At 69.1% G+C, this 16,748-nt stretch carries 25 protein-coding genes; 21 read left to right on the top strand and 4 right to left on the bottom strand.

What is annotated here, in order from left to right:
- The first annotated feature begins 340 nt into the window (after positions 1-340).
- From OG883_RS42795 to OG883_RS42780, 4 genes are all read left to right on the top strand, one after another.
- Positions 341-625, top strand: a complete 285-nt coding sequence (locus tag OG883_RS42795; RefSeq protein WP_266553557.1) for a hypothetical protein — start codon at positions 341-343, stop codon at positions 623-625.
- 182 nt (positions 626-807) lie between these two features.
- Entirely contained in the window at positions 808-1,200 is a 393-nt protein-coding gene (locus OG883_RS42790; protein ID WP_266553554.1) for a tryptophan synthase subunit alpha, read from the top strand.
- Between the two features lie 25 nt (positions 1,201-1,225).
- Positions 1,226-1,675, top strand: a complete 450-nt coding sequence (locus tag OG883_RS42785; RefSeq protein ID WP_266553551.1) for a tryptophan synthase subunit alpha — start codon at positions 1,226-1,228, stop codon at positions 1,673-1,675.
- Positions 1,676-1,881: 206 nt separating this feature from the next.
- Positions 1,882-2,409, top strand: a complete 528-nt coding sequence (locus tag OG883_RS42780) for a ferredoxin (RefSeq protein WP_266553548.1) — start codon at positions 1,882-1,884, stop codon at positions 2,407-2,409.
- A 2-nt stretch (positions 2,410-2,411) separates the two neighbouring features.
- Here the strand turns inward: OG883_RS42780 and OG883_RS42775 are convergent, their stop codons facing one another.
- Entirely contained in the window at positions 2,412-3,629 is a 1,218-nt protein-coding gene (locus tag OG883_RS42775) for an IS110 family transposase (protein ID WP_266553851.1), read from the bottom strand.
- Between the two features lie 371 nt (positions 3,630-4,000).
- Here OG883_RS42775 and OG883_RS42770 point away from each other — a divergent pair, with 371 nt between their 5' ends.
- A complete protein-coding gene (locus tag OG883_RS42770; RefSeq protein WP_266553545.1) occupies positions 4,001-4,282 on the top strand; it encodes a dsDNA nuclease domain-containing protein in 282 nt (93 codons plus the stop codon).
- Positions 4,283-4,345: 63 nt separating this feature from the next.
- Here the strand turns inward: OG883_RS42770 and OG883_RS42765 are convergent, their stop codons facing one another.
- Together OG883_RS42765 and OG883_RS42760 are read right to left on the bottom strand one after the other, a co-directional pair.
- A complete protein-coding gene (locus OG883_RS42765; RefSeq protein WP_266553542.1) occupies positions 4,346-5,083 on the bottom strand; it encodes a TIGR02391 family protein in 738 nt (245 codons plus the stop codon).
- A gap of 25 nt (positions 5,084-5,108) precedes the next feature.
- Positions 5,109-5,339, bottom strand: coding sequence for a hypothetical protein (locus OG883_RS42760; protein WP_266553539.1), 231 nt, complete (start codon positions 5,337-5,339; stop codon positions 5,109-5,111).
- A gap of 329 nt (positions 5,340-5,668) precedes the next feature.
- Between OG883_RS42760 and OG883_RS42755 the strand changes: the two genes are divergently transcribed.
- The 12 genes from OG883_RS42755 (at position 5,669) to OG883_RS42700 (ending at position 13,102) form a co-directional block, all read left to right on the top strand.
- Positions 5,669-5,887 (top strand): hypothetical protein, encoded by a 219-nt coding sequence (locus tag OG883_RS42755; protein ID WP_266553536.1) that lies wholly within the window; start codon positions 5,669-5,671, stop codon positions 5,885-5,887.
- 53 nt (positions 5,888-5,940) lie between these two features.
- Positions 5,941-6,156, top strand: a complete 216-nt coding sequence (locus OG883_RS42750; RefSeq protein ID WP_266553534.1) for a hypothetical protein — start codon at positions 5,941-5,943, stop codon at positions 6,154-6,156.
- A 436-nt stretch (positions 6,157-6,592) separates the two neighbouring features.
- Positions 6,593-7,177 (top strand): TerD family protein, encoded by a 585-nt coding sequence (locus tag OG883_RS42745; RefSeq protein ID WP_266553849.1) that lies wholly within the window; start codon positions 6,593-6,595, stop codon positions 7,175-7,177.
- Between the two features lie 322 nt (positions 7,178-7,499).
- Entirely contained in the window at positions 7,500-7,946 is a 447-nt protein-coding gene (locus tag OG883_RS42740) for a hypothetical protein (protein ID WP_266553532.1), read from the top strand.
- Positions 7,946-8,611 (top strand): hypothetical protein, encoded by a 666-nt coding sequence (locus OG883_RS42735; protein ID WP_266553530.1) that lies wholly within the window; start codon positions 7,946-7,948, stop codon positions 8,609-8,611. The genes OG883_RS42740 and OG883_RS42735 overlap by 1 nt, the downstream gene beginning before the upstream one ends.
- Before the next feature lie 295 nt (positions 8,612-8,906).
- Positions 8,907-9,197, top strand: a complete 291-nt coding sequence (locus OG883_RS42730; RefSeq protein ID WP_266553528.1) for a hypothetical protein — start codon at positions 8,907-8,909, stop codon at positions 9,195-9,197.
- Between the two features lie 121 nt (positions 9,198-9,318).
- Positions 9,319-9,444 carry a hypothetical protein gene (locus OG883_RS42725; protein ID WP_266553526.1) on the top strand — a complete coding sequence of 42 codons (126 nt, stop codon included), beginning with the start codon at positions 9,319-9,321 and terminating at the stop codon, positions 9,442-9,444.
- 276 nt (positions 9,445-9,720) lie between these two features.
- The gene (locus tag OG883_RS42720; RefSeq protein ID WP_266553524.1) at positions 9,721-10,101 is read left to right on the top strand and encodes a hypothetical protein; all 381 of its coding nucleotides are present in this window, start codon (positions 9,721-9,723) and stop codon (positions 10,099-10,101) included.
- A complete protein-coding gene (locus OG883_RS42715; protein WP_266553522.1) occupies positions 10,098-10,499 on the top strand; it encodes a hypothetical protein in 402 nt (133 codons plus the stop codon). Before OG883_RS42720 ends, OG883_RS42715 begins: the two co-directional genes overlap by 4 nt.
- 63 nt (positions 10,500-10,562) lie before the next feature.
- Positions 10,563-10,736, top strand: coding sequence for a hypothetical protein (locus tag OG883_RS42710; RefSeq protein WP_266553520.1), 174 nt, complete (start codon positions 10,563-10,565; stop codon positions 10,734-10,736).
- Positions 10,737-10,938: 202 nt separating this feature from the next.
- The gene (locus OG883_RS42705; RefSeq protein ID WP_266553518.1) at positions 10,939-11,871 is read left to right on the top strand and encodes a hypothetical protein; all 933 of its coding nucleotides are present in this window, start codon (positions 10,939-10,941) and stop codon (positions 11,869-11,871) included.
- Positions 11,872-12,316: 445 nt separating this feature from the next.
- A complete protein-coding gene (locus OG883_RS42700; protein WP_266553516.1) occupies positions 12,317-13,102 on the top strand; it encodes a hypothetical protein in 786 nt (261 codons plus the stop codon).
- A gap of 103 nt (positions 13,103-13,205) precedes the next feature.
- On the opposite strand, the gene OG883_RS42695 is transcribed toward OG883_RS42700, so the two are convergent.
- Positions 13,206-13,445, bottom strand: a complete 240-nt coding sequence (locus OG883_RS42695; protein ID WP_266553514.1) for a hypothetical protein — start codon at positions 13,443-13,445, stop codon at positions 13,206-13,208.
- A gap of 61 nt (positions 13,446-13,506) precedes the next feature.
- Between OG883_RS42695 and OG883_RS42690 the strand changes: the two genes are divergently transcribed.
- The 4 genes from OG883_RS42690 (at position 13,507) to OG883_RS42675 (ending at position 16,611) form a co-directional block, all read left to right on the top strand.
- On the top strand, positions 13,507-13,737 hold the full coding sequence (locus tag OG883_RS42690; RefSeq protein WP_266553512.1) for a hypothetical protein: 231 nt from the start codon (positions 13,507-13,509) through the stop codon (positions 13,735-13,737).
- Positions 13,738-14,216: 479 nt separating this feature from the next.
- Positions 14,217-15,569 carry an IS4 family transposase gene (locus OG883_RS42685; RefSeq protein ID WP_266553511.1) on the top strand — a complete coding sequence of 451 codons (1,353 nt, stop codon included), beginning with the start codon at positions 14,217-14,219 and terminating at the stop codon, positions 15,567-15,569.
- 140 nt (positions 15,570-15,709) lie between these two features.
- Entirely contained in the window at positions 15,710-15,973 is a 264-nt protein-coding gene (locus OG883_RS42680) for a hypothetical protein (protein ID WP_266553510.1), read from the top strand.
- A gap of 152 nt (positions 15,974-16,125) precedes the next feature.
- Complete coding sequence (locus tag OG883_RS42675; RefSeq protein WP_266553508.1) at positions 16,126-16,611, top strand: hypothetical protein; 486 nt, start codon at positions 16,126-16,128, stop codon at positions 16,609-16,611.
- The last annotated feature ends 137 nt before the right edge of the window (positions 16,612-16,748 follow it).

Here is a 16,748-nt window from a genome sequence, read left to right as displayed (position 1 = left end):
CGCGAAGGTCCCACGCCCTGGCGCCGCGATTTGCTGCTGCGTTCCGCCCCACGGGACACGGCCGCCCGATCACCGATCCGACGCCACCGAGCACCCCGCCCGCGGTCCGACGGCATCATGGGCGCCGAGCTCTGGTGACCGTGCGACATGGTCCGCGCCACGGAACCCACATGAAGGTCGTCTCCCACAGGGCGGCGCCACCGGCACCAGCGCACCCCAACCTCCCTCATGTTCCCCGCATCCTCAGACCGAGCCCGTCCGGCCCTGCCGCGGCCGGCCGCGCAGCACACGCCTGCGCCTCCAACTCCCTTCTTAAGTTTCCAAGGAGTAGCGGTGGCCCATGACGGTGGTCGAACGCCTCGCACCCGACGATGCCCGGGGCCGCTGCACCGACATCTGGGCCTCCACGATGGGCATCTCCGCTCTCATCGCCCCGCTTATCAGTTCCGCCGCCCTCGATGCCGGCGGACCGGAACTCATGTGGACCACCAGCCTTGCCCTGGGCGTCCTCGCCGCCGTCTGCCTCGCTCTGAAGCGGCACATCGACACCCCCTCCACCCCACGACGCCCGACCCTGCGGACCTGGACCTCGCGCCCACCCGCGCGTGCCCCGTTGCCCGGCTAACGCAGGCGCTCCCTACCGTCCCCTCGCTCGCCCTGCCGGACCGACCGGCGGTACCGACACCGATCGCCCACATGGGGTGCTGTTCCGCCACGCGGAACAGCACCCCCGAACGCGGAGCCGAGAGGTGAGACGCGAAGGCCCGAGCACAGTGCCGGGGCCGCGCGGTCTGGTTGCCTCCCCCCATGAACGCGACTTGGCGCGGCACAAGCCCTCCACCGGAAGGACCCGCGCCCGGCGCGCCCGCGCGATTCGACCAGGTGCTCGCGCGCGCCCGTGCCGACAACCGGGCGGCCCTGGCCACCTACCTGCCCGCGGGCTACCCCAACCAGGCCCAAAGCCTGCGGATCCTGCACCGCCTCGCCGGTGTCACCGACGTGATCGAACTCGGCTGGCCGTTCAGCGAGCCCACGCTCGACGGCCCAGTGATCCAGCGTGCCGGCGCCCAGTCGCTCGCCGGCGGATTCCGCGTCCGGCATCTCCTGGAGATCATCCGGTCCCTGGCCACGTCACCGGCGAGCGTGCTCGTGATGGCGTACTTCCCCCCGCTGTTCAAGTACGGGCCGAGCCGCGCGTGACCTGGCGCAAGCAGGCGCCGCCGGGGTGATCCTGCCTGACCTGCCGATCGAAGAAGCCGACGCGTGGCTCACTGCTGCCCAACATGTCGGCCTGCACACGGTGTTCGTTGTCGCACCCTCGACAACCGACGCCCGCCTCGCCCACATCTGCGCCGCCGCCAGCGGCATGCTCTACGCCCCCGCCGTCGCCGGAGTCACCGGCTCCACAAGCCCCCTCCACGGCGCGCTCCCCGCCTTCGTGCAGCGCCTGCGGGCCGCGACCGACTTGCCCATCGGCGTCGGCATCGGCATATCCACCCCCGCCCAGGCCCCGATCGTCAGTCGCATCGCCGACGTCACCATCGTGGGATCCGTTCTCATCCGCACCATGGACGCGGCACACGGGCCCCGTCAGCAGGCCGACGCTACGGTCAACCTCGCGCGCACCCTCAGCGCCCGACTCCGTCGCCCAGACACCCCGCGGGCCGCTGCATGAGCTGAAGGCGCTACCACCCCCAGGCGTACACGAACGGGCTCCAGCAGCATTACTCGGCTCCGCCAACCAAGCGGAACACATCAACTTGACAGACATCCCATGAGCTGGAGAGTCAAACGGCGAGCGCGTGAGCCCAGGGGACCAGGCAGTCCCCTTCCCATCGGCGGCCCGTCGTTCAGCTCGAACGGATGCCCTAGTCTCGGCGGGTGACGCTCTACTTCGACCCGGTGGCCATCCTCGGCAAGGACCGCGATGCCTTTCGGGGCCGTTGGGAAGACCGACTGTGGCTCAACGTCCCCGGGCCCTTCTACGGCGGGGAGACCGACACCTGCTGGACGGGACGGCTTTCGGCACCCGCTCACGTCCTCTATGGGGGCGAGTACCTCAGCGAGTACGTCTATCGCCAGCCCAGAACGCCTGCGGACACGGCCCTGCTGGTCGAGGCGGCAGACAACGACCCGTTCCTCGGGTACGGCTGTGATGGCGACTCGCGATGGATACCGGAAACGGTCCGGGAGTGGTGGCGTAACCGCAGCCAGGTCGTGCAGTACCTGTCCGATCAGCGGAGCAAATGGGATGAGAGCGATGCCTGGGCAGGCCAGGGCATAGCCGCTGCCGTCCGCGACTTCGAGCTCTACATCGCCGGTGACCTGGCAACTGACCTGCGGATCTACCTCTACTGGCTGGAAGAGCGGCGGTCCCCCACACCCGTTGACCGGTTGCCCGAGCTGTAGCGTCACGCGGCGAGTGCGTGGGCTCGCTGGGACCAAGCTGTCGCCTCGTCGTACGGTGTACCGGCTTTGAGACAGCCGTGCAGGATGCCGACGAGCCGGTTGGCGAGTTGGCGCAGAGCGGCATTGAATTCGATGCCGCGAGCTCGTTGCCGCTCGTAGTAGGCCCTGGCTCCGGCGGAGGCCCGCAGTGCGGAGAAGGCCTGGGCGATAAGGGCGTCGATGAGCCGGTCATTACGGACGTACCGGGCGGTCACGACCTTCTTCCTGCCGGAGGCGCGGGTGATCGGGCTGGTGCCTGCATAGTTCTTACGGGCCTTCGCACTGGCGTAGCGGTGCGGGTCGTCGCCGAATTCTGCGAGGACCCGGGCGCTGAGTATCGGGCCCAGTCCGGGCTGGGAGCGGATGATCTCAGCGTCCGGGTGCTGGCCGAAGAAGTCCTCGACCTGCCGGTGCAGGAAGTTGACCTGCTCGTTCAAGGTGACCATCAGCGCGACAAGAGCGCGCACCGAGTCAGCGTAGGCCGCGGTCACAGCGGCGGGCTGGCCCAGGTGTTTGGCACGCAGGACGGCCTGGATCTTGGTGGCCTTGTCGGCGATGTTGCGTCGGCGAGCGCGCTTGAGGACCGCACTGATCTGTGTGGTCGTCAGCTTCGCTGCGGTGACCGGATCAGGCGCTTTGGCCAGCAGCTCCAAGACGTCGGGGGCGTCCAGGTCCTCGAACGCCTCCAAGGCGGCGGGGAAGTAGTCGAGCAGGGCGTGCCGCAGCCGCTGCATGGTGCGGGTCCGCTCCCAGATCAGGGTCTTGTGAATGCGCGTTACCACCTTGACCGCTTCAGCGTCGGCAGTGTCCCCGGAAACCGGGCGCAGTTGGTGGGAGTCGGTGCGCACCATGTCGGCGAGCATGTGCGCGTCGGCCGCGTCACTCTTGGCCCCCGACACCGCCAAGCGTTCCCGATACCGGGAAGCCTGCAGCGGGTTGACCGCGTACACCGTGTAGCCCGCGGCGATCAGCGCCTGCACCCACGGGCCCCGATCGGTCTCGATCCCGATCACCACCTCGGCCTTGCTGTCCTCGCCGAGCTCGGCCCCGATCATCGCGTGCAATCGCTCGATGCCCGCCACGCCTTCCGGCAGCCGAGCCTTGGACAGCCGGCGACCTGTGGCGTCCATCAGCTCGACGTCGTGGTGGTCCTGGGCCCAGTCGTCCCCAACGAACAGCAACTCGTCCTCCGTCATCGACCTCGATCGGCAGCAGCCCGCAGGAGAACCATCAGCGACCTAATAAGGCTGTGCTCACGCCGCAATCGGGCGGGCACGACATCCCATCAGCGATTTCGCTCCTGGCCGACCGACAGGGGCACGATCTGTCAACAGGACTCGAAGTCCAGGGAAGAAAGAGTGCTCACCCGTCGGCGGCTACCAGGCACCGAGTCTGCCGGATGGAGCCTCGGTAGGTCTTATTAGGGAAGTTCACAGGCGCGGGGCGAAGTGCGAACGGGCGCGCCTGTGTGACGTTGCGAGTTTTGCCGAAGTGATCGACTGATCCGTGTCGCACCGCTTACGCTGCGTGTCGGGGAGTGTCAGGGGGGCGTGTGGCTGATCCGATTGAGACCGTTGCGCCGGACGATTCGGGTTCGGTCATGCTTCGGCGGTATGAGTACCAGGTCCATGTGGCTGCGCAGGCGGTCTTGGAGATGCTGGCCGACCAACGGGTTGACCACGTGACCTGCGAGCACATCGAGGATGTGATCGTTGCCCGCACCGACGACAGGGCGATTGCTGGTGGAGGTCTCCTCTGGGACTTCCATCAGGTCAAGACGCGAGATACTCCGGTGCCTTGGGCTTCCCTCAGACCCCTCACACATGTCGCTTGACGTCCTAAGCGCTAGATCGTGCACGCTTCCACCTGGGAGCGCAGGGGACGAACAGCCCACTGGCTACGGCGCGGTCTCAACATCTGCCTCGTCGACCCAACGAGCCAGAATGCTGAAGGCGGCCAGTTGTTCGAGCGCCTGATTCTCCTCCAGTTCGTGATCAAGCTCGTGCGCGATGGGGTTGCGGATCGCCGAGTAGACGCCGCGGGCAAAGCTGCCCGCACCCTCGTGACGGCTTCTGAAGGTGTCGCTGCCGTCGTCGGCACCCAAACGGAGCCGCGGGTGCCCATGGATCGGCGGCTTGGTGGAGAAGGCATCCCCCAGGAGCTTTGCCTCGGAAAGGTCCCTTCGCCCCAGCTTTGCCTGAGCCTGGGCGTTGACGGCCTTGCCGGCCATGCCTACCGCTTCGCGGAAGTGGCCACTGCCCCAGAGTCCCTGGACGCTGCCCCAGACCCAAGGGTGGAGCGTCGCCGCATCGAGTTGAGGGGCACCGCTTCCGAGATTTTCAATCAGCTCCTGCTCAGCTTCCAGCTGAGCGATGGACCGATGAGCGGCCTCCCGCTCACGCCAGTACGGCTGCCTTTTGCCCTCAGGCCAGTCAGCTATTCGCCACCCGGGCAGGACTCGATCCAGGATCTGCTCAGTGATCTGGGCCGCTGCCAGGACCTCGGCTTTGGACTTGTCGAGTTTGTAGTGCCCAAACCCGACGGACTGCGGAGGGCTTGGCACGTAAGTGATGGACGCCGTCTCAAGGAAGGACTTGAGCTTGCTGATCGCCCACTCGCGATTCATCTGGGTCATCGCCCAATGATCCATGTTTCAACGGCTAGGAGGAGATGGTTTTCACCGCATCGGCAACACAGCCAGGATTGACACGGAAGGGGAGTTGCCGGGCGTTCGGGAACTGGCTCGCCGCCAAGCCGAGCGCTACGGAATCCCGTTCCTCGTCGTGACCCCCGGCGGCGGCTTCCTGGGCATGGTCGAGAACCGCCAGCAGTGGCCTGACGCCAAGCGGCGACTCCTCCACGCTGAAGCGCGACCCCACTGGGCCTGTCATCACCGCCTGGGTGAGGGAGCTCGGCCTCGACCGCCAGGCCATCGTGCTCAACGTCATGGGCGTCCGCGGCGCCGAATCCACCTCACGCGCAGGCACCTCCGGGCAATGATGCGCCGGCTGCAGACTAGCCCTCGGCAACCGTACGACGAGCGCCAACCGGCTCGTACTGGCCTGGAACATCATCCACGAGCTGTCCGAGCAGGAGGTCCACCAATAGCATCGCCACCAACGGCCTGGAGTACCACGCCATCTACGACACCGGGCTGCCCCGACTCTCCTGCGTCTACTGCGTCCTCGCCGGACCGGACTGGCTGATCCTGGCCACCCGGATGTGCTTCGCCCTCGAGCTGCCGCTCCCGGAGACCTACGCCGCCCTGGAACGACGGATCGGCCACAGATTCAAGCAGGACTTCACCTTGAACGCCATCATCGCCGCAGCCCGCATGCTGGACGCACTCGACGGGCCCGTCACCTGGCGCCGCGGCGACGCCCTGCGCCGACACCTCGGGCCGGCCGCAACCGACCAGTACCTCGCAACCCTCACCTAGCACCCTCCACTCCGCCCCGTTCCTCACCACCTACCCACGAAACGAGCCCTCTGATGACCAGCTCCTTGACCGCAGCCCCGACCGACCCGCAGGAGACCGACTTCCACCCCGGCCACAGCCCGATCCTCGAGCCGCCCGAGGGACCGGAAAGCGCCCTCGCCTGCATCTGCGGCGGTCTCCTCGAACTCAAGCCAGACACCAAGCCCGCCCAAATGGGCCGCTACTACCTGCACCTGGAGGAAGTCCGACGCGAAGCCCTCTTCGCCTAGAGACCAAGACCAGTCGGCCTCGCCGGCTCCGCGCCCCCCTGGTGGTGCATCCGACATGGGTGCACCACCAGGGGGCGCTTGCGTGCGGCGAGGATCACCGCTGCCGGGCCTCGATGCCGCTCCCGTACATCAGTCGCTTCAGTCGCTCCGTCCGCTCCCGCAGCACCGCACCAATGGACCGGATCCCGCAGAGCGGGACATTGAACCTGATCGCAGTGCCAGCGGGCGGGAGAACTGAGGCAGCAGACGTCTCAGCCCGGACCCGCTCCCTACGGTCGGCATGGCCATCCGCTGAAGCAGATGGTGTCCCAACCGGGGTTGCGGCGCTAACACCCCGGTCAGCCACGGTGATTGAGCAAGGCCAGACAGCCCTGCATCTCAGCACACCCCTACACCGGAAAGGTTCACAACCATGACCACTCCCGCCACGCCCGGCATCGTCACCCTGACCAAGGAGCACGGCGCCGCCGACCTCGACGGCGTGACGAAGATGGGCATCGGTGCCTCCTGGGACACCACCACCGGCGGCAGCGGCGCCCTCCTGGGCGCGCTGCGCAAGGCCCGCGGCACCGACCTGGACGCGTTCGCCATCCTCATGAGCGGCAACGACCCGGTTCGCTTCGCCGGCCTGGACGTGACCGACCCGCTCCAGAACGGTGCCGTCACCTCCACCGGAGACAACCAGACGGGGCGCGGAGACGGCGATGACGAGCTGATCGAAGTGACCTTCGACAAGATCCCGGCACACGTCACCAGCATCGTGTTCGTCTGCGCCGCCTACAAGAAGGGCAGCGACTTCAAGAAGGCCGCGAACGTGTCCTTCAAGGTCTACGACAGCTCCGGCGGTGCCGCGCAGCAGGTGGCCGACATCTGGCCGTCGCTTCTCGGCAACGGCAACGCGGTCGCCGTCGCGAAGGCGTTCCGCGTCGGGACCGCGTGGAAGCTGGAGGTCATCAACGAACGAGGCACCATCAAGCAGGGTGACCAGGACAGCCTGTTGCGCTTCGCGGTCAACAAGTAACGCTACTCTGCTCGACTGCGTGCCCCGCACCCCTCGTCCGAGGAGTGCGGGGCATAGCCATGTCAGGCCGAAGCCGAAAGGAAAGGCGCGGCGAGTGTGGGAAGTGTGGACAGTGCCCGTCACCCCATGCCGACGGGCAGCAGCCCGGCTCGGCCAGCGCCAGGCCACGAGAACGGCAAGGCTGCCCCTCTGGACAGACCGCCCGTGGAGCGGCCAACACCGCCAGGTCCGCAAGCGGGTTGCAGGCCTAGCTACCGGGTTCCCGACGCTCGCTCGAACCGACCGCGACACAGCGCGGCCAGCCGATCGAGTGGAGACCGCCATGCCGTATGCCCCCTGGGTGCTGCACACCCTCGCCGCCTACAACTCGCCTCTCCTGCACCCTGAACCATCGCCCGAGCAGTGGGACGAGCTCTTCGACAGTGCGCCCCCGCTGACCTGGGGTGACTCGGAGAAGCTCCTGGCAGCGGCACCCGCCCGGACCGCGAAGGTCACGTGGGCCGAGCCGCTTCTGGTCTGGCCCGAGGTGGGAGATCCCGCAAAGCCGGAGGCCGCGACACGGATCTCGGCCCACCCGCCACACGAGCTTGCTCAGTGCGCGGTGGGCCGCCGCCGTCCCCCGCTGCTGGTGCCGAAGAGTTGCGCCGCTTGGCATCAGGTGGCCGACAGTCCTGGCAGCCGGTCGAGCCAGGCCCTGAACAGGACCGCTCCCCGGCGCCCCAGGCGCCACCCGCGCCCGGGGACCGCCCCTTCAGGAGCTGAGAAGTAGTGACGAAGACCACTGCTCGCCGTCCCGTTCCCGGGCTGCCTCCCCACGTGGGCCGCATGCTGCGCCGCGCGGGCGCTGTCGCCAGCGCGGCCTGGCAGGGCTGCCCGGAGGAAGGACTCCCGCCGGTACGGATGCTGCGGCAGCCGGGTTGGCTGGGCCACGTTCGAATCTCCGGGGAGCACACGGACCCCTGCGCGGTGCAGGCCGGAGCCGAGAAGGTCACCGACTGGCGATCGGCCTACACCGCGCACGGAGACAAAGACCCCGCCGAGAACGAGTACTTCGGACTCCCCGAGGACCTCTTCGACCCCGAGGACGACAACGCTCTGGACCGCGCGGTGGAAGCCATCGCCCACCTGCCCGTCGTGCTGCTCAGCGGCCTGTACGACGAAATGGAGAACGGACTCGCCCGGACCGAGGCGCAGTACGGGGGCGGTGAGGACCGCTGGTCCTTGATCGAGGCGTACGTCCGGCTCGGTCTGGTCCCCCCTGCCAACGTCCTGTACCCCCCGCACATCCCGGACCCGAAACGCCCGGAGCGGCTGACCGCCTATCTCATCGCGGCCTACCTGCGTGCGGCCTGCCACCAGGCGACCGGACAACTGCGCAGCGACGGCCGGATGGTGCGGCGGCTCCTGTCTCAGCCCCGTACTCCGGTCGCGTAGTCCATTCCGCAGTGCCCCGCCCGCTCGGCCCGCGCTCCACGCGCGGGCCGAGCGCATTCCACCCGCCAAGCGCTTGCGCCGCTTGGCGCCTTCACAGCCACCGTGCCACCCAACTGGGTCCGCGCCCCTGCACCGCCCTGAAGCGTCATCGGCCGGGCGCCGAGGAGCGGCCCGGCGAGTCCTTGAACGCCGAATTCTCCTGGAGGTCTTTCGTGTCCAACGCCGCCCCGTCCCTGCCCGCCTCCCGGCGCCCCACGGCGCCTACGAGGGCCGACGCCCGCGCGGGGGAGTGAGCATGTCCAACCAGACTGAGCGCGACACCCTGGGGGAATTGCTGTTCCGGGAGTTCCACGCCTACGCCACAGCCCTTGCCGAGCACGGCGAGGACTGGGCGCGATCGTGGCCCTCGGCGAACTGGCAACCCCACACCCCTCTGGCCGTCCTGCAAGGCAGGTTCGCCGTCGCTCGCGAGGCCGCAGCAGTAATCGGCGTCAGACCGAGCGACAGCGAGATCACCGAAGAACACCAGGTGCGCCTGGCGTACCGGGCGATGTTCCCCGACGGAGCGCCGGCCCTCATCGGCTGATCCGGCCGGCGCCCCTGCGCCCGGCCTTCACCCCAGCGGCCCCGGCCTGCCTCTCCCAGAGGCGGACCGGGGCCGACGCATTCGCCCACGACTCCCTGCGGACGACCGGGCGACCGCCTCCATGGCCCTGCGGGAACTGCTCCAGCGACACGGCGGCCGCAAGTACCACCTGGAGGGCGAGGTCATGTCCCCCTCCGGCCGTCCTCTGAACAGGGAGCTGTGGATCGTCCACGGGCCGCAGGACTGAGCCCCCCATCCGTGCCCGGGCCCTTCTCGGCCCGGGCACGGATGCGCCAGTTGCGCCGCTTGCCCTTTCGATCCGCACCGTTGCACTCGTCGGACACGCTCAAGCCCGACCCACCCAATCCTGCAAGGAGCCGACATGCCCTTCCGCGTCAGGCCCACCCGCACCACCCAGAACCTCCAGCCCGCCGCGATCGCCTTCGCCAAAGTTCACCGCCGACCACCCCCACCTGTATCTCGACCCGGCGATCAGCTATTTGAAGAGCCTGGGGGAGTAACCATGGAGCTGCTCGACCCGATGCGGGTACACCGTCGCTGCAAGGGGACCGGCGTCTTCCAAGCCGCTAGCGGCCCTGTCAGCTGCTCCCCGTGCTCCGGAACCGGCAAGATCCTGTCCGCTCGCGACCAGCGCCGCCTCGATGCCGAAACCACCCGTCGCTACCGCCTCCTCAAGGTCATGTACGCACGGGCCGAGGAGCGCGACGGCTGCCGCGCCGGCGACATCGACTTCCAGACTCATCAGGGTTACGGCCTGCTGGAGCAGAACGAGCGGCATCGCCTCGACGCCCTGTTCGGCTCGCTCGCCGCCGGACGCATCGACGACGTCATCGACGCCCTGGTCGCCTACGGAAACGCACACACCGAACGGGAGAAGAAGTGACCAAGGGACAGCGGTTCGCGAAGGACATGCGGAAGAACCTCAGCATCGGAACCCGCACGCACCGCTGGAGCAGCAGCACGTTCCCCGGCAGCGACATGCACGAGATGATCCTGGAATCCATCGCCCACGCCACGCACCACGACAGCTGGTACGGCGAAGCACGCACCGAGCTCTTCCGCACCGCGTTTGCGGCCCTGTGCTCCTACGAGAAGCACATCTGGAGCGGGCGCGCCGACGCCGTCCTCGTTGCCTACTGCAACAACCTGACACCCTGGCAGCTGTGCAACCTGCTGGGCGACATGGTCGACGCCAAGATCACCAATGTGGGCGAAGGGGAACGGTTCTTCGCTCAGTTCCTTCAGCGCAACCAGGCCCAGATCTACGCCCGGCTCAACTGACCCGACCCTGGGGCAGCCGACCGCCCGCGCTCGTCAGACCACCAACAACCAGGAGAGAACAACGTGATCACCCCGACCAACCTTGATGAGGTGGGCACGGATGAGCTGCACGCCTCGATGGCCGAGGCCATCCGCGAGCTGCCCGAGGAACATCCGGTGCGCGCGCTCTGGGAGCGCCTGGACGAAATCCTGACGGCCGGTGGCCCCGAGTGCCTCCCCGCCCCCTGGGACGAGTAAAGCGAACCGGGAACGTGAGGAGCCCGTCCAGCCCGACGCCCCCGGTCTTCTGACCGGGGGCGCCGGAGCCTTTGCCGTTCAACCACGGCGGGCCAGGCGGCCCCCGGCCAGCGGCGGCGCCAGAGACAGCAGCGCGGGGTTGACCAGGTTGCTCCGCTCTCCTCCACGGTCCAGCTCCCCGACCCAACAAGGGAGCAACCCCATGCCCGCCACTACGAACCGACACGGCGATGAGCCCCCTGCTTGGCACCTCACGCTGGGCGAGACCATCGACCGCGCCGAACTGCACCACCGCTACGGCGGACGCATTCACCCGAGGATTAGTCCCTCACGCTCGACCCAGAACGTCTTCCTGTTCACCACGCCCGCTGGGCTCTTCGACGGTTGGACAGGCGAGCACGTCCACTTCACCGGCGAGGGAGGCACCGCAGGAACCGACCAGGTGCTCACCCACGGAAACAAGTCCGTTCTGCACCATCACGCCGAGGGTCGCACCCTGCGCCTCTTCCACCAGCGGCCCGACACCATGGCCGTGACCTACCTCGGACACCTCCACCTGGACAGCGACCGCCCCTACCTGTGGGCCGACGCGCCTTGCGACCCCCGCAGACCGCTCGAGATCGCCCGCCGCCTCGTATTCCGATTGCGACCTGTCTTCAGCCCGCCGCCCGCCTTCCTGCCCACCGCACCTCCGGCCGCCTTGATGCCACAGGTGCGCACAGATTCCGCCCCGCGACTCCTCCCGGACCCAAGCCCCGCGCAGCGAGCCGAAGCCAATCTCCTCGCCGCCTACAGCCGATACCTGCGCGCGGTGCATGCCACCGACCTGGTCCACTACGGCGTTCGGCCGGCGGGGGCACTCGCCGAGCTGTTCACCCATCACGACACGGCCCGCAACGAACTCGTCGCCGTCCGCCCGACCTTGGCGCGTACCGCCATCTGGGCGGCCCTGGGTGAACTCCAGGACCTCACCCGGTTCATCGCACCCCGCCCTGATCGCGCACTGCTCCTGCCCAGCGAGCCCGACGACGACCTGGCCGAGTTGCTGCAGCACGCGGACGCTGCCGGGATCTGGCCCGTTGACCGCTACCTCTTCACCCGCACTCAGCCACCGAGACGCGCCGAGGAGCGCTAGCACGGCCGCTCCCTCCGACGTGGCCACTCCACATGCCACCAGGGCCCGCCCCGAGCCGCCGCCCCGGCCGGGAGCGGGCCTGGCCCATGTCCGGACCTGCCAGCGAGCCAGCAGGCCGCAACCCTCACCGCCCTCGTGGACCGGCGGGGTTGCGGGGCTTGCCGCCGGGAGAGCGACTGTGAGCGCGCTGGACCGGCCCACTGCGCCGCGTGGCACGTCACTTCCATCTCAGCGGGGGCCGGTCCAGCTCGTTGCGCAGCCCACCCCACCGCCTTCTACCGCCGACGCGGGGCCCTTGGTCCCGCAGTCCGGCGTCTGCGAAGGGCTCGGGCGCTGGCATGGCACCGAGACAGCACCGTGGCCCGCGGCCGGGCTGTCTCACCGACTGCCTCCTACACCGCACACCACCCCATCCGACATTCCTGGACTCGTGGAGTGCCCCATCATGGCCACCGACTGGCTGCTCTCGCAGAACGAACGAATGAAGAAGCAGGGCATTTTCAACTGGACCCTGCCTGCCGGGGCCGTGCGCCTTGAAGACAAAGCCCCGGACGGAACCACCACCGTGCGACCGGTCAACGTCTGCCCCTCCGCCTCGGTTTGCTTGAAGCATTGCTACGCACTCGGCGCAGACTCCGGATACATCCGCTTCCCGGCCGCTCGCGCCCGGCACCTGCGCAACCTGCGGATGGTGCTGGACACCCCGCTCCGGTGGCAGGAGCGCATGGCCGCCGAGCTGCGCCACCCTCGTTACCAACCCGACGCCGAGAAAGGCAAGTTGGGGCATATCAGGATTCATGACGCCGGAGATTTCTTCGACGATTCCTACACCCTGATGTGGCTCCAGATCATCCGTGGCGCACCGAAGGGTTTGACCTTCTACGCGTACACCAAGGAGGTCAGCCGGTTTCGCCGCCTGGTTGAGCCGAATCCGCCCGCCAACTTCAAGTACGTCTTCTCGCGGGGCGGCAAGGAGGACATCCTGATCGACCCGACGCGGGACCGGGACGCGGACGTGTTCCCAACGCAGGACGATCTAGAAGCGGCCGGATACTCGTCCCAGGCTGCCTCCGACCTCCTGGCCGTACATGGCCCGCCCCGCGTCGGCATGACCGTCAACCGTCCCCGCAAGGACCTGACCGCGTCATTCGGGGAGCTTCAGCGGCAACGGAACGCCGAGGACGCCGCCCGACGCGAGCGCCAGCAGTCGAAGGCCCGCGCCTCCCGCTGAGCTGCTGCCACCCGCCCCAGGCCCGCCCTGCGCCGTCACCACGGCCGGGGCGGGCCCCTGCGGTTCACCACAGCCGACACCGGGTGCCGAGCCGGTTGCCGGGCTAGCCCCAGCCGCGACCAGCGTCGGCCAGACCGGCGCGGCACAGTACCGCGCCCGACCTCTGGAGACCTTCATGCGGTTCCTGATCACTGATGACTCCCGCCGAATCCTGACCGCCATCGACGTACCCGACATCCCCGACGGAGAGGCCGCAACCATCGGCATCGAACGCGCCGACCGGCCCGACCTGCTGTACGTGGGCGCCGACCTGTACGCCGACGGCACGATCAGCGTCGGGCACTGGCCGGACGGTGAGGACTGGGACCGCCTGGTGCACTGCCTTGCAGCGCGAGGGAGCGGGCGTGTGGTACGCGATCGGCACACTCGCCGACCTGGCACGCTTCGTCCCCGCGCCCACGCGGAACATCCTGGTGCTGCCCGCCGAGCCGGACAGCGACCTTGACGGCCTGTGCGCGATCCGGTCGATCATGCCCGTGTGGCCCGTGGACGGCACCGACACCTTCACCAGCCACGGGGCGCAGTCCCGCAGCAGCGAGCCGCTCTTCTACCCCAACGGCGAGCCGCCGCTCTGACCAGCTGCCTCCTCCGGGCCTGCTCCCTGCCGCACCAGCCGGGAGCGGGCCCGCCGCATGCAGTCCCGCCCGCCGGCGCTTGCCCGGCTAACCCGCAGGCAGGGCACCGTCGTCCTGCCGGGCCGCGCCCCGCACGGCTCCCCCTCCGTGCCCCGGGAGCGGTCCGGCACCCGCCCCCGCAACCCTCCCCGCGGCGGTTCCGCCTATGGCACATGAGCAGATCCGGCGCCAGTTCCCGGAGCTGCTCCGTCTCAACCAGGGCAGCTGAATTAGACCACCCGACCTCTTCCTCCCGGGCCCGTCCCGCCGCGAATTCCGCGGTGGGACGGGCCCGTCGCCGTTCCCTGGCGTTGCTCGGCTAGCCCCAACGCCGTTCAGTTAGGTGTGGGGGCTGTTCGTCAAGGCTGGTGAACGAGGCAGCGGAGCTGCTGTAGAAGAGGTCTGTCCTCCAAGACATCCTCACTACAGGAGCTCCGCTGTTGGAACAGGCTGCCATAACAAGGACGGGCGGGGTAGCGGCCGGGGTGTTCGCGCCGGGGCATCTCGGTGAGCTGACCCGGATCGTGCCGTTCGAGATGGTCGACGAGGTGCTGGCGGAGACCGGTGCGGTGCAGCGCAGGGTCCGGCTGGTGCCGGCGCGGGTCACGGTCTACCTGCTGCTGGCCGGAGCGCTCTTCAACGGGCTGGGCTACCGGCAGGTCTTCGACCGGTTGCGCGCCGGGCTGTCGGACCTGGCAACAGTCCGGCCCAGCGGCAGCGCTCTTCGCCAGGCCCGCCAGCGGCTGGGGCCGGCACCGATGAAAGCGCTGTTCCACCTGGTGAGCGGGCCTGCGGCCACGACCGCTGCCGCCGGGCGGTGGCGGGGCCTGAGAATCGTAGCGGTCGACGGCACCCTGCTGCCGGTCCCGGACTGCCCGGCCAACCTCACGGTGTTCACCCGGCAGCGGCTCGGCAACGGGATCTCGGGCTATCCGCAACTGCGCCTGGCAGCGCTGGTGGCCTGCGGGACCCGGACGCTGATCGGGGCCGTGTTCGGTCCGGCCGCAACCGGTGAGCTGGAGTACGCCCGCCGCCTGGCGGTGGACCTGCGAGCCGGGATGCTGCTGCTGGGCGACCGGAACTTCGCCGCCGCCACACTGCTGAACCAGCTCGCCGCCACCGGCGCCGATCTGCTCGTGCGCTGCAAGACCAACCGGAACCTGCCAACGGTGGCCCGCTGCCGCGACGGCTCGACACTGACCCGCGTCGGAGCGCTGACCGTGCGGGCCATCAACGCCGAGATCACCATCCGCACCGCTCAGGGCACACGCACCGGCCACTACCGGCTGCTGACCACCCTCACCGACCCTGCCACCCACCCGGCCGGTGAACTCGTCCGGCTCTACCACGAGCGCTGGGAGATCGAGACCGCCTACGCGGAGCTGAAGTCCACGCTCCTGGGCGGGCGCGTCCTGCGGGCCCGCACCCCGGACGGCATCGAGCAGGAAGTCTGGGCCCTGCTGACCGCCTACCAGGCATTACGCACTGCGATGACCGACGCCACCGACAGCGTCCCGGGCACCGACCCGGACCGGGCCGGCTTCACCACCGCCCTCGCCGCCGCCCGAGACCAGCTCGTCCTGGCCGCCGGCGTCATCACCGGCACCGACATCGACCTCGTCGGCACCATCGGCCGCCACATCCTGGCCCACCTTCTGCCGAGCCGGCGGGTCCGCACCAAAGACCGCATCGTCAAACGCGCGATCTCCAAATACAACGCACGCGGACCCGCCATCGACCGCACCACCTACAAAGCCACCATCAGCATCGCCATACTCACGAGCGGCCCTTGACACCCCCGGCCCCGCCCTAACTGAACGGCGTTGCGGCTAGCCCTGCTCCACGTCACGGTCCGTCCAGCGCCGGGCCGTGGGCACCCACGTGCCCCCGGCACGCTGCGGACGACGTACGCCCCATCACTGGAGACATTGACGTGACCCCTGAAGCTGCCGACTGGGTTCTCTCGAACGTTCTGCCTGCCCTGTACCGCGACGCGGAGGGTGTCGAGGAACTGCGGACCTGCGTATGCCAGGCCCCGCCGTCCGACTGGCTCGGCGGAATTCAAGCACCCGAAGCCCGCCTGTGGGACCGCGACGGCCGAGCCATCGCAGACGCCGGTGGCCTGATCGAGCTCTGGCGCACCGACGGCACCTGCACCCGACGCGGCACCACGCCCTGGACGAGACCACGAGCCTGACCGACATCGCACCCACGCCCGTCACGAGCGTGGGCGATGCACCGCTCCCCACTGCCCGGCATGCGGTTGCGCCGGTTGCCCCGCCGCCAGCCACGGTCAGGACCGGCCGCCAACGACCTGGCCACCCACATCCGTCTGGAGGACCAATCACCGTGACCGACACCACGAGCACCCACCACTCCACGCCCAGGAGCACAGGCCCTGGACAGGAGGAGGCCGACGGCGGCCCGGAACTCGACAGCGCCGACCGCGAAGCAGTGCGAAGGCTCGCCGAACGCGCCGGACTCATCCCCGCCCGCAAGAAGCCGCACGCCGACGGCGGAGCCCGCAGCCACCAAGGCCCGACCAGCGCCCAGGTATGGGAGATCGCCGATCTCCTGGTTGGAGCAGGCGTCACCCTCCCCCTGAACATCCTCGCCGTCATCGCCGACGCTCGGGCGTCCTGGCAGGACGACCTGGGCGGCAAAGCCGCCGCCTCCCAGTACCGGCACTGCGCCCACCACCTACGGCAGGCCGCCGAGACCATCGATCGCGGCGAGGATGCCACCGACGAGGAACAGGACGCCACCGCCGCCATGGCCAGCGCCTACGTCGAAGCCGCCGCCACTCACGCCCGGGAAGCCGACCTGACCATCTGACCCAACCGCCGCGCCCGCCGCCCCGCCCCGACCCCGGGGCGGGGCGGCGCCGTCTTCCCTGCCTCTGTCCTCCGGCGCCCGCCTCGCCGCAGTGCCTGTTGCGGGGCTTACCCCGCCGCCAACCACGGTCCGGCCAC

This window comes from Streptomyces sp. NBC_01142 (genome assembly GCF_026341125.1).
In the GTDB taxonomy this organism is placed as follows: domain Bacteria; phylum Actinomycetota; class Actinomycetes; order Streptomycetales; family Streptomycetaceae; genus Streptomyces.
This window is presented reverse-complemented; position numbering and strand designations above follow the sequence as displayed.

What these genes read in the sequence shown, in the direction of transcription:
- OG883_RS42725 (WP_266553526.1), top strand. Translation starts at nt 9,319, where the DNA reads ATGGCCCTGCGGGAACTGCTCCAGCGACACGGCGGCCGCAAGTACCAC.
- OG883_RS42720 (WP_266553524.1), top strand. Translation starts at nt 9,721, where the DNA reads ATGGAGCTGCTCGACCCGATGCGGGTACACCGTCGCTGCAAGGGGACC.
- OG883_RS42760 (WP_266553539.1), bottom strand. Translation starts at nt 5,339, where the DNA reads ATGACAGGCCCAGTGGGGTCGCGCTTCAGCGTGGAGGAGTCGCCGCTT.
- OG883_RS42700 (WP_266553516.1), top strand. Translation starts at nt 12,317, where the DNA reads ATGGCCACCGACTGGCTGCTCTCGCAGAACGAACGAATGAAGAAGCAG.
- OG883_RS42765 (WP_266553542.1), bottom strand. Translation starts at nt 5,083, where the DNA reads ATGACCCAGATGAATCGCGAGTGGGCGATCAGCAAGCTCAAGTCCTTC.
- OG883_RS42730 (WP_266553528.1), top strand. Translation starts at nt 8,907, where the DNA reads ATGTCCAACCAGACTGAGCGCGACACCCTGGGGGAATTGCTGTTCCGG.
- OG883_RS42750 (WP_266553534.1), top strand. Translation starts at nt 5,941, where the DNA reads ATGACCAGCTCCTTGACCGCAGCCCCGACCGACCCGCAGGAGACCGAC.
- OG883_RS42790 (WP_266553554.1), top strand. Translation starts at nt 808, where the DNA reads ATGAACGCGACTTGGCGCGGCACAAGCCCTCCACCGGAAGGACCCGCG.
- OG883_RS42740 (WP_266553532.1), top strand. Translation starts at nt 7,500, where the DNA reads ATGCCGTATGCCCCCTGGGTGCTGCACACCCTCGCCGCCTACAACTCG.
- OG883_RS42755 (WP_266553536.1), top strand. Translation starts at nt 5,669, where the DNA reads ATGTGCTTCGCCCTCGAGCTGCCGCTCCCGGAGACCTACGCCGCCCTG.
- OG883_RS42705 (WP_266553518.1), top strand. Translation starts at nt 10,939, where the DNA reads ATGCCCGCCACTACGAACCGACACGGCGATGAGCCCCCTGCTTGGCAC.
- OG883_RS42795 (WP_266553557.1), top strand. Translation starts at nt 341, where the DNA reads ATGACGGTGGTCGAACGCCTCGCACCCGACGATGCCCGGGGCCGCTGC.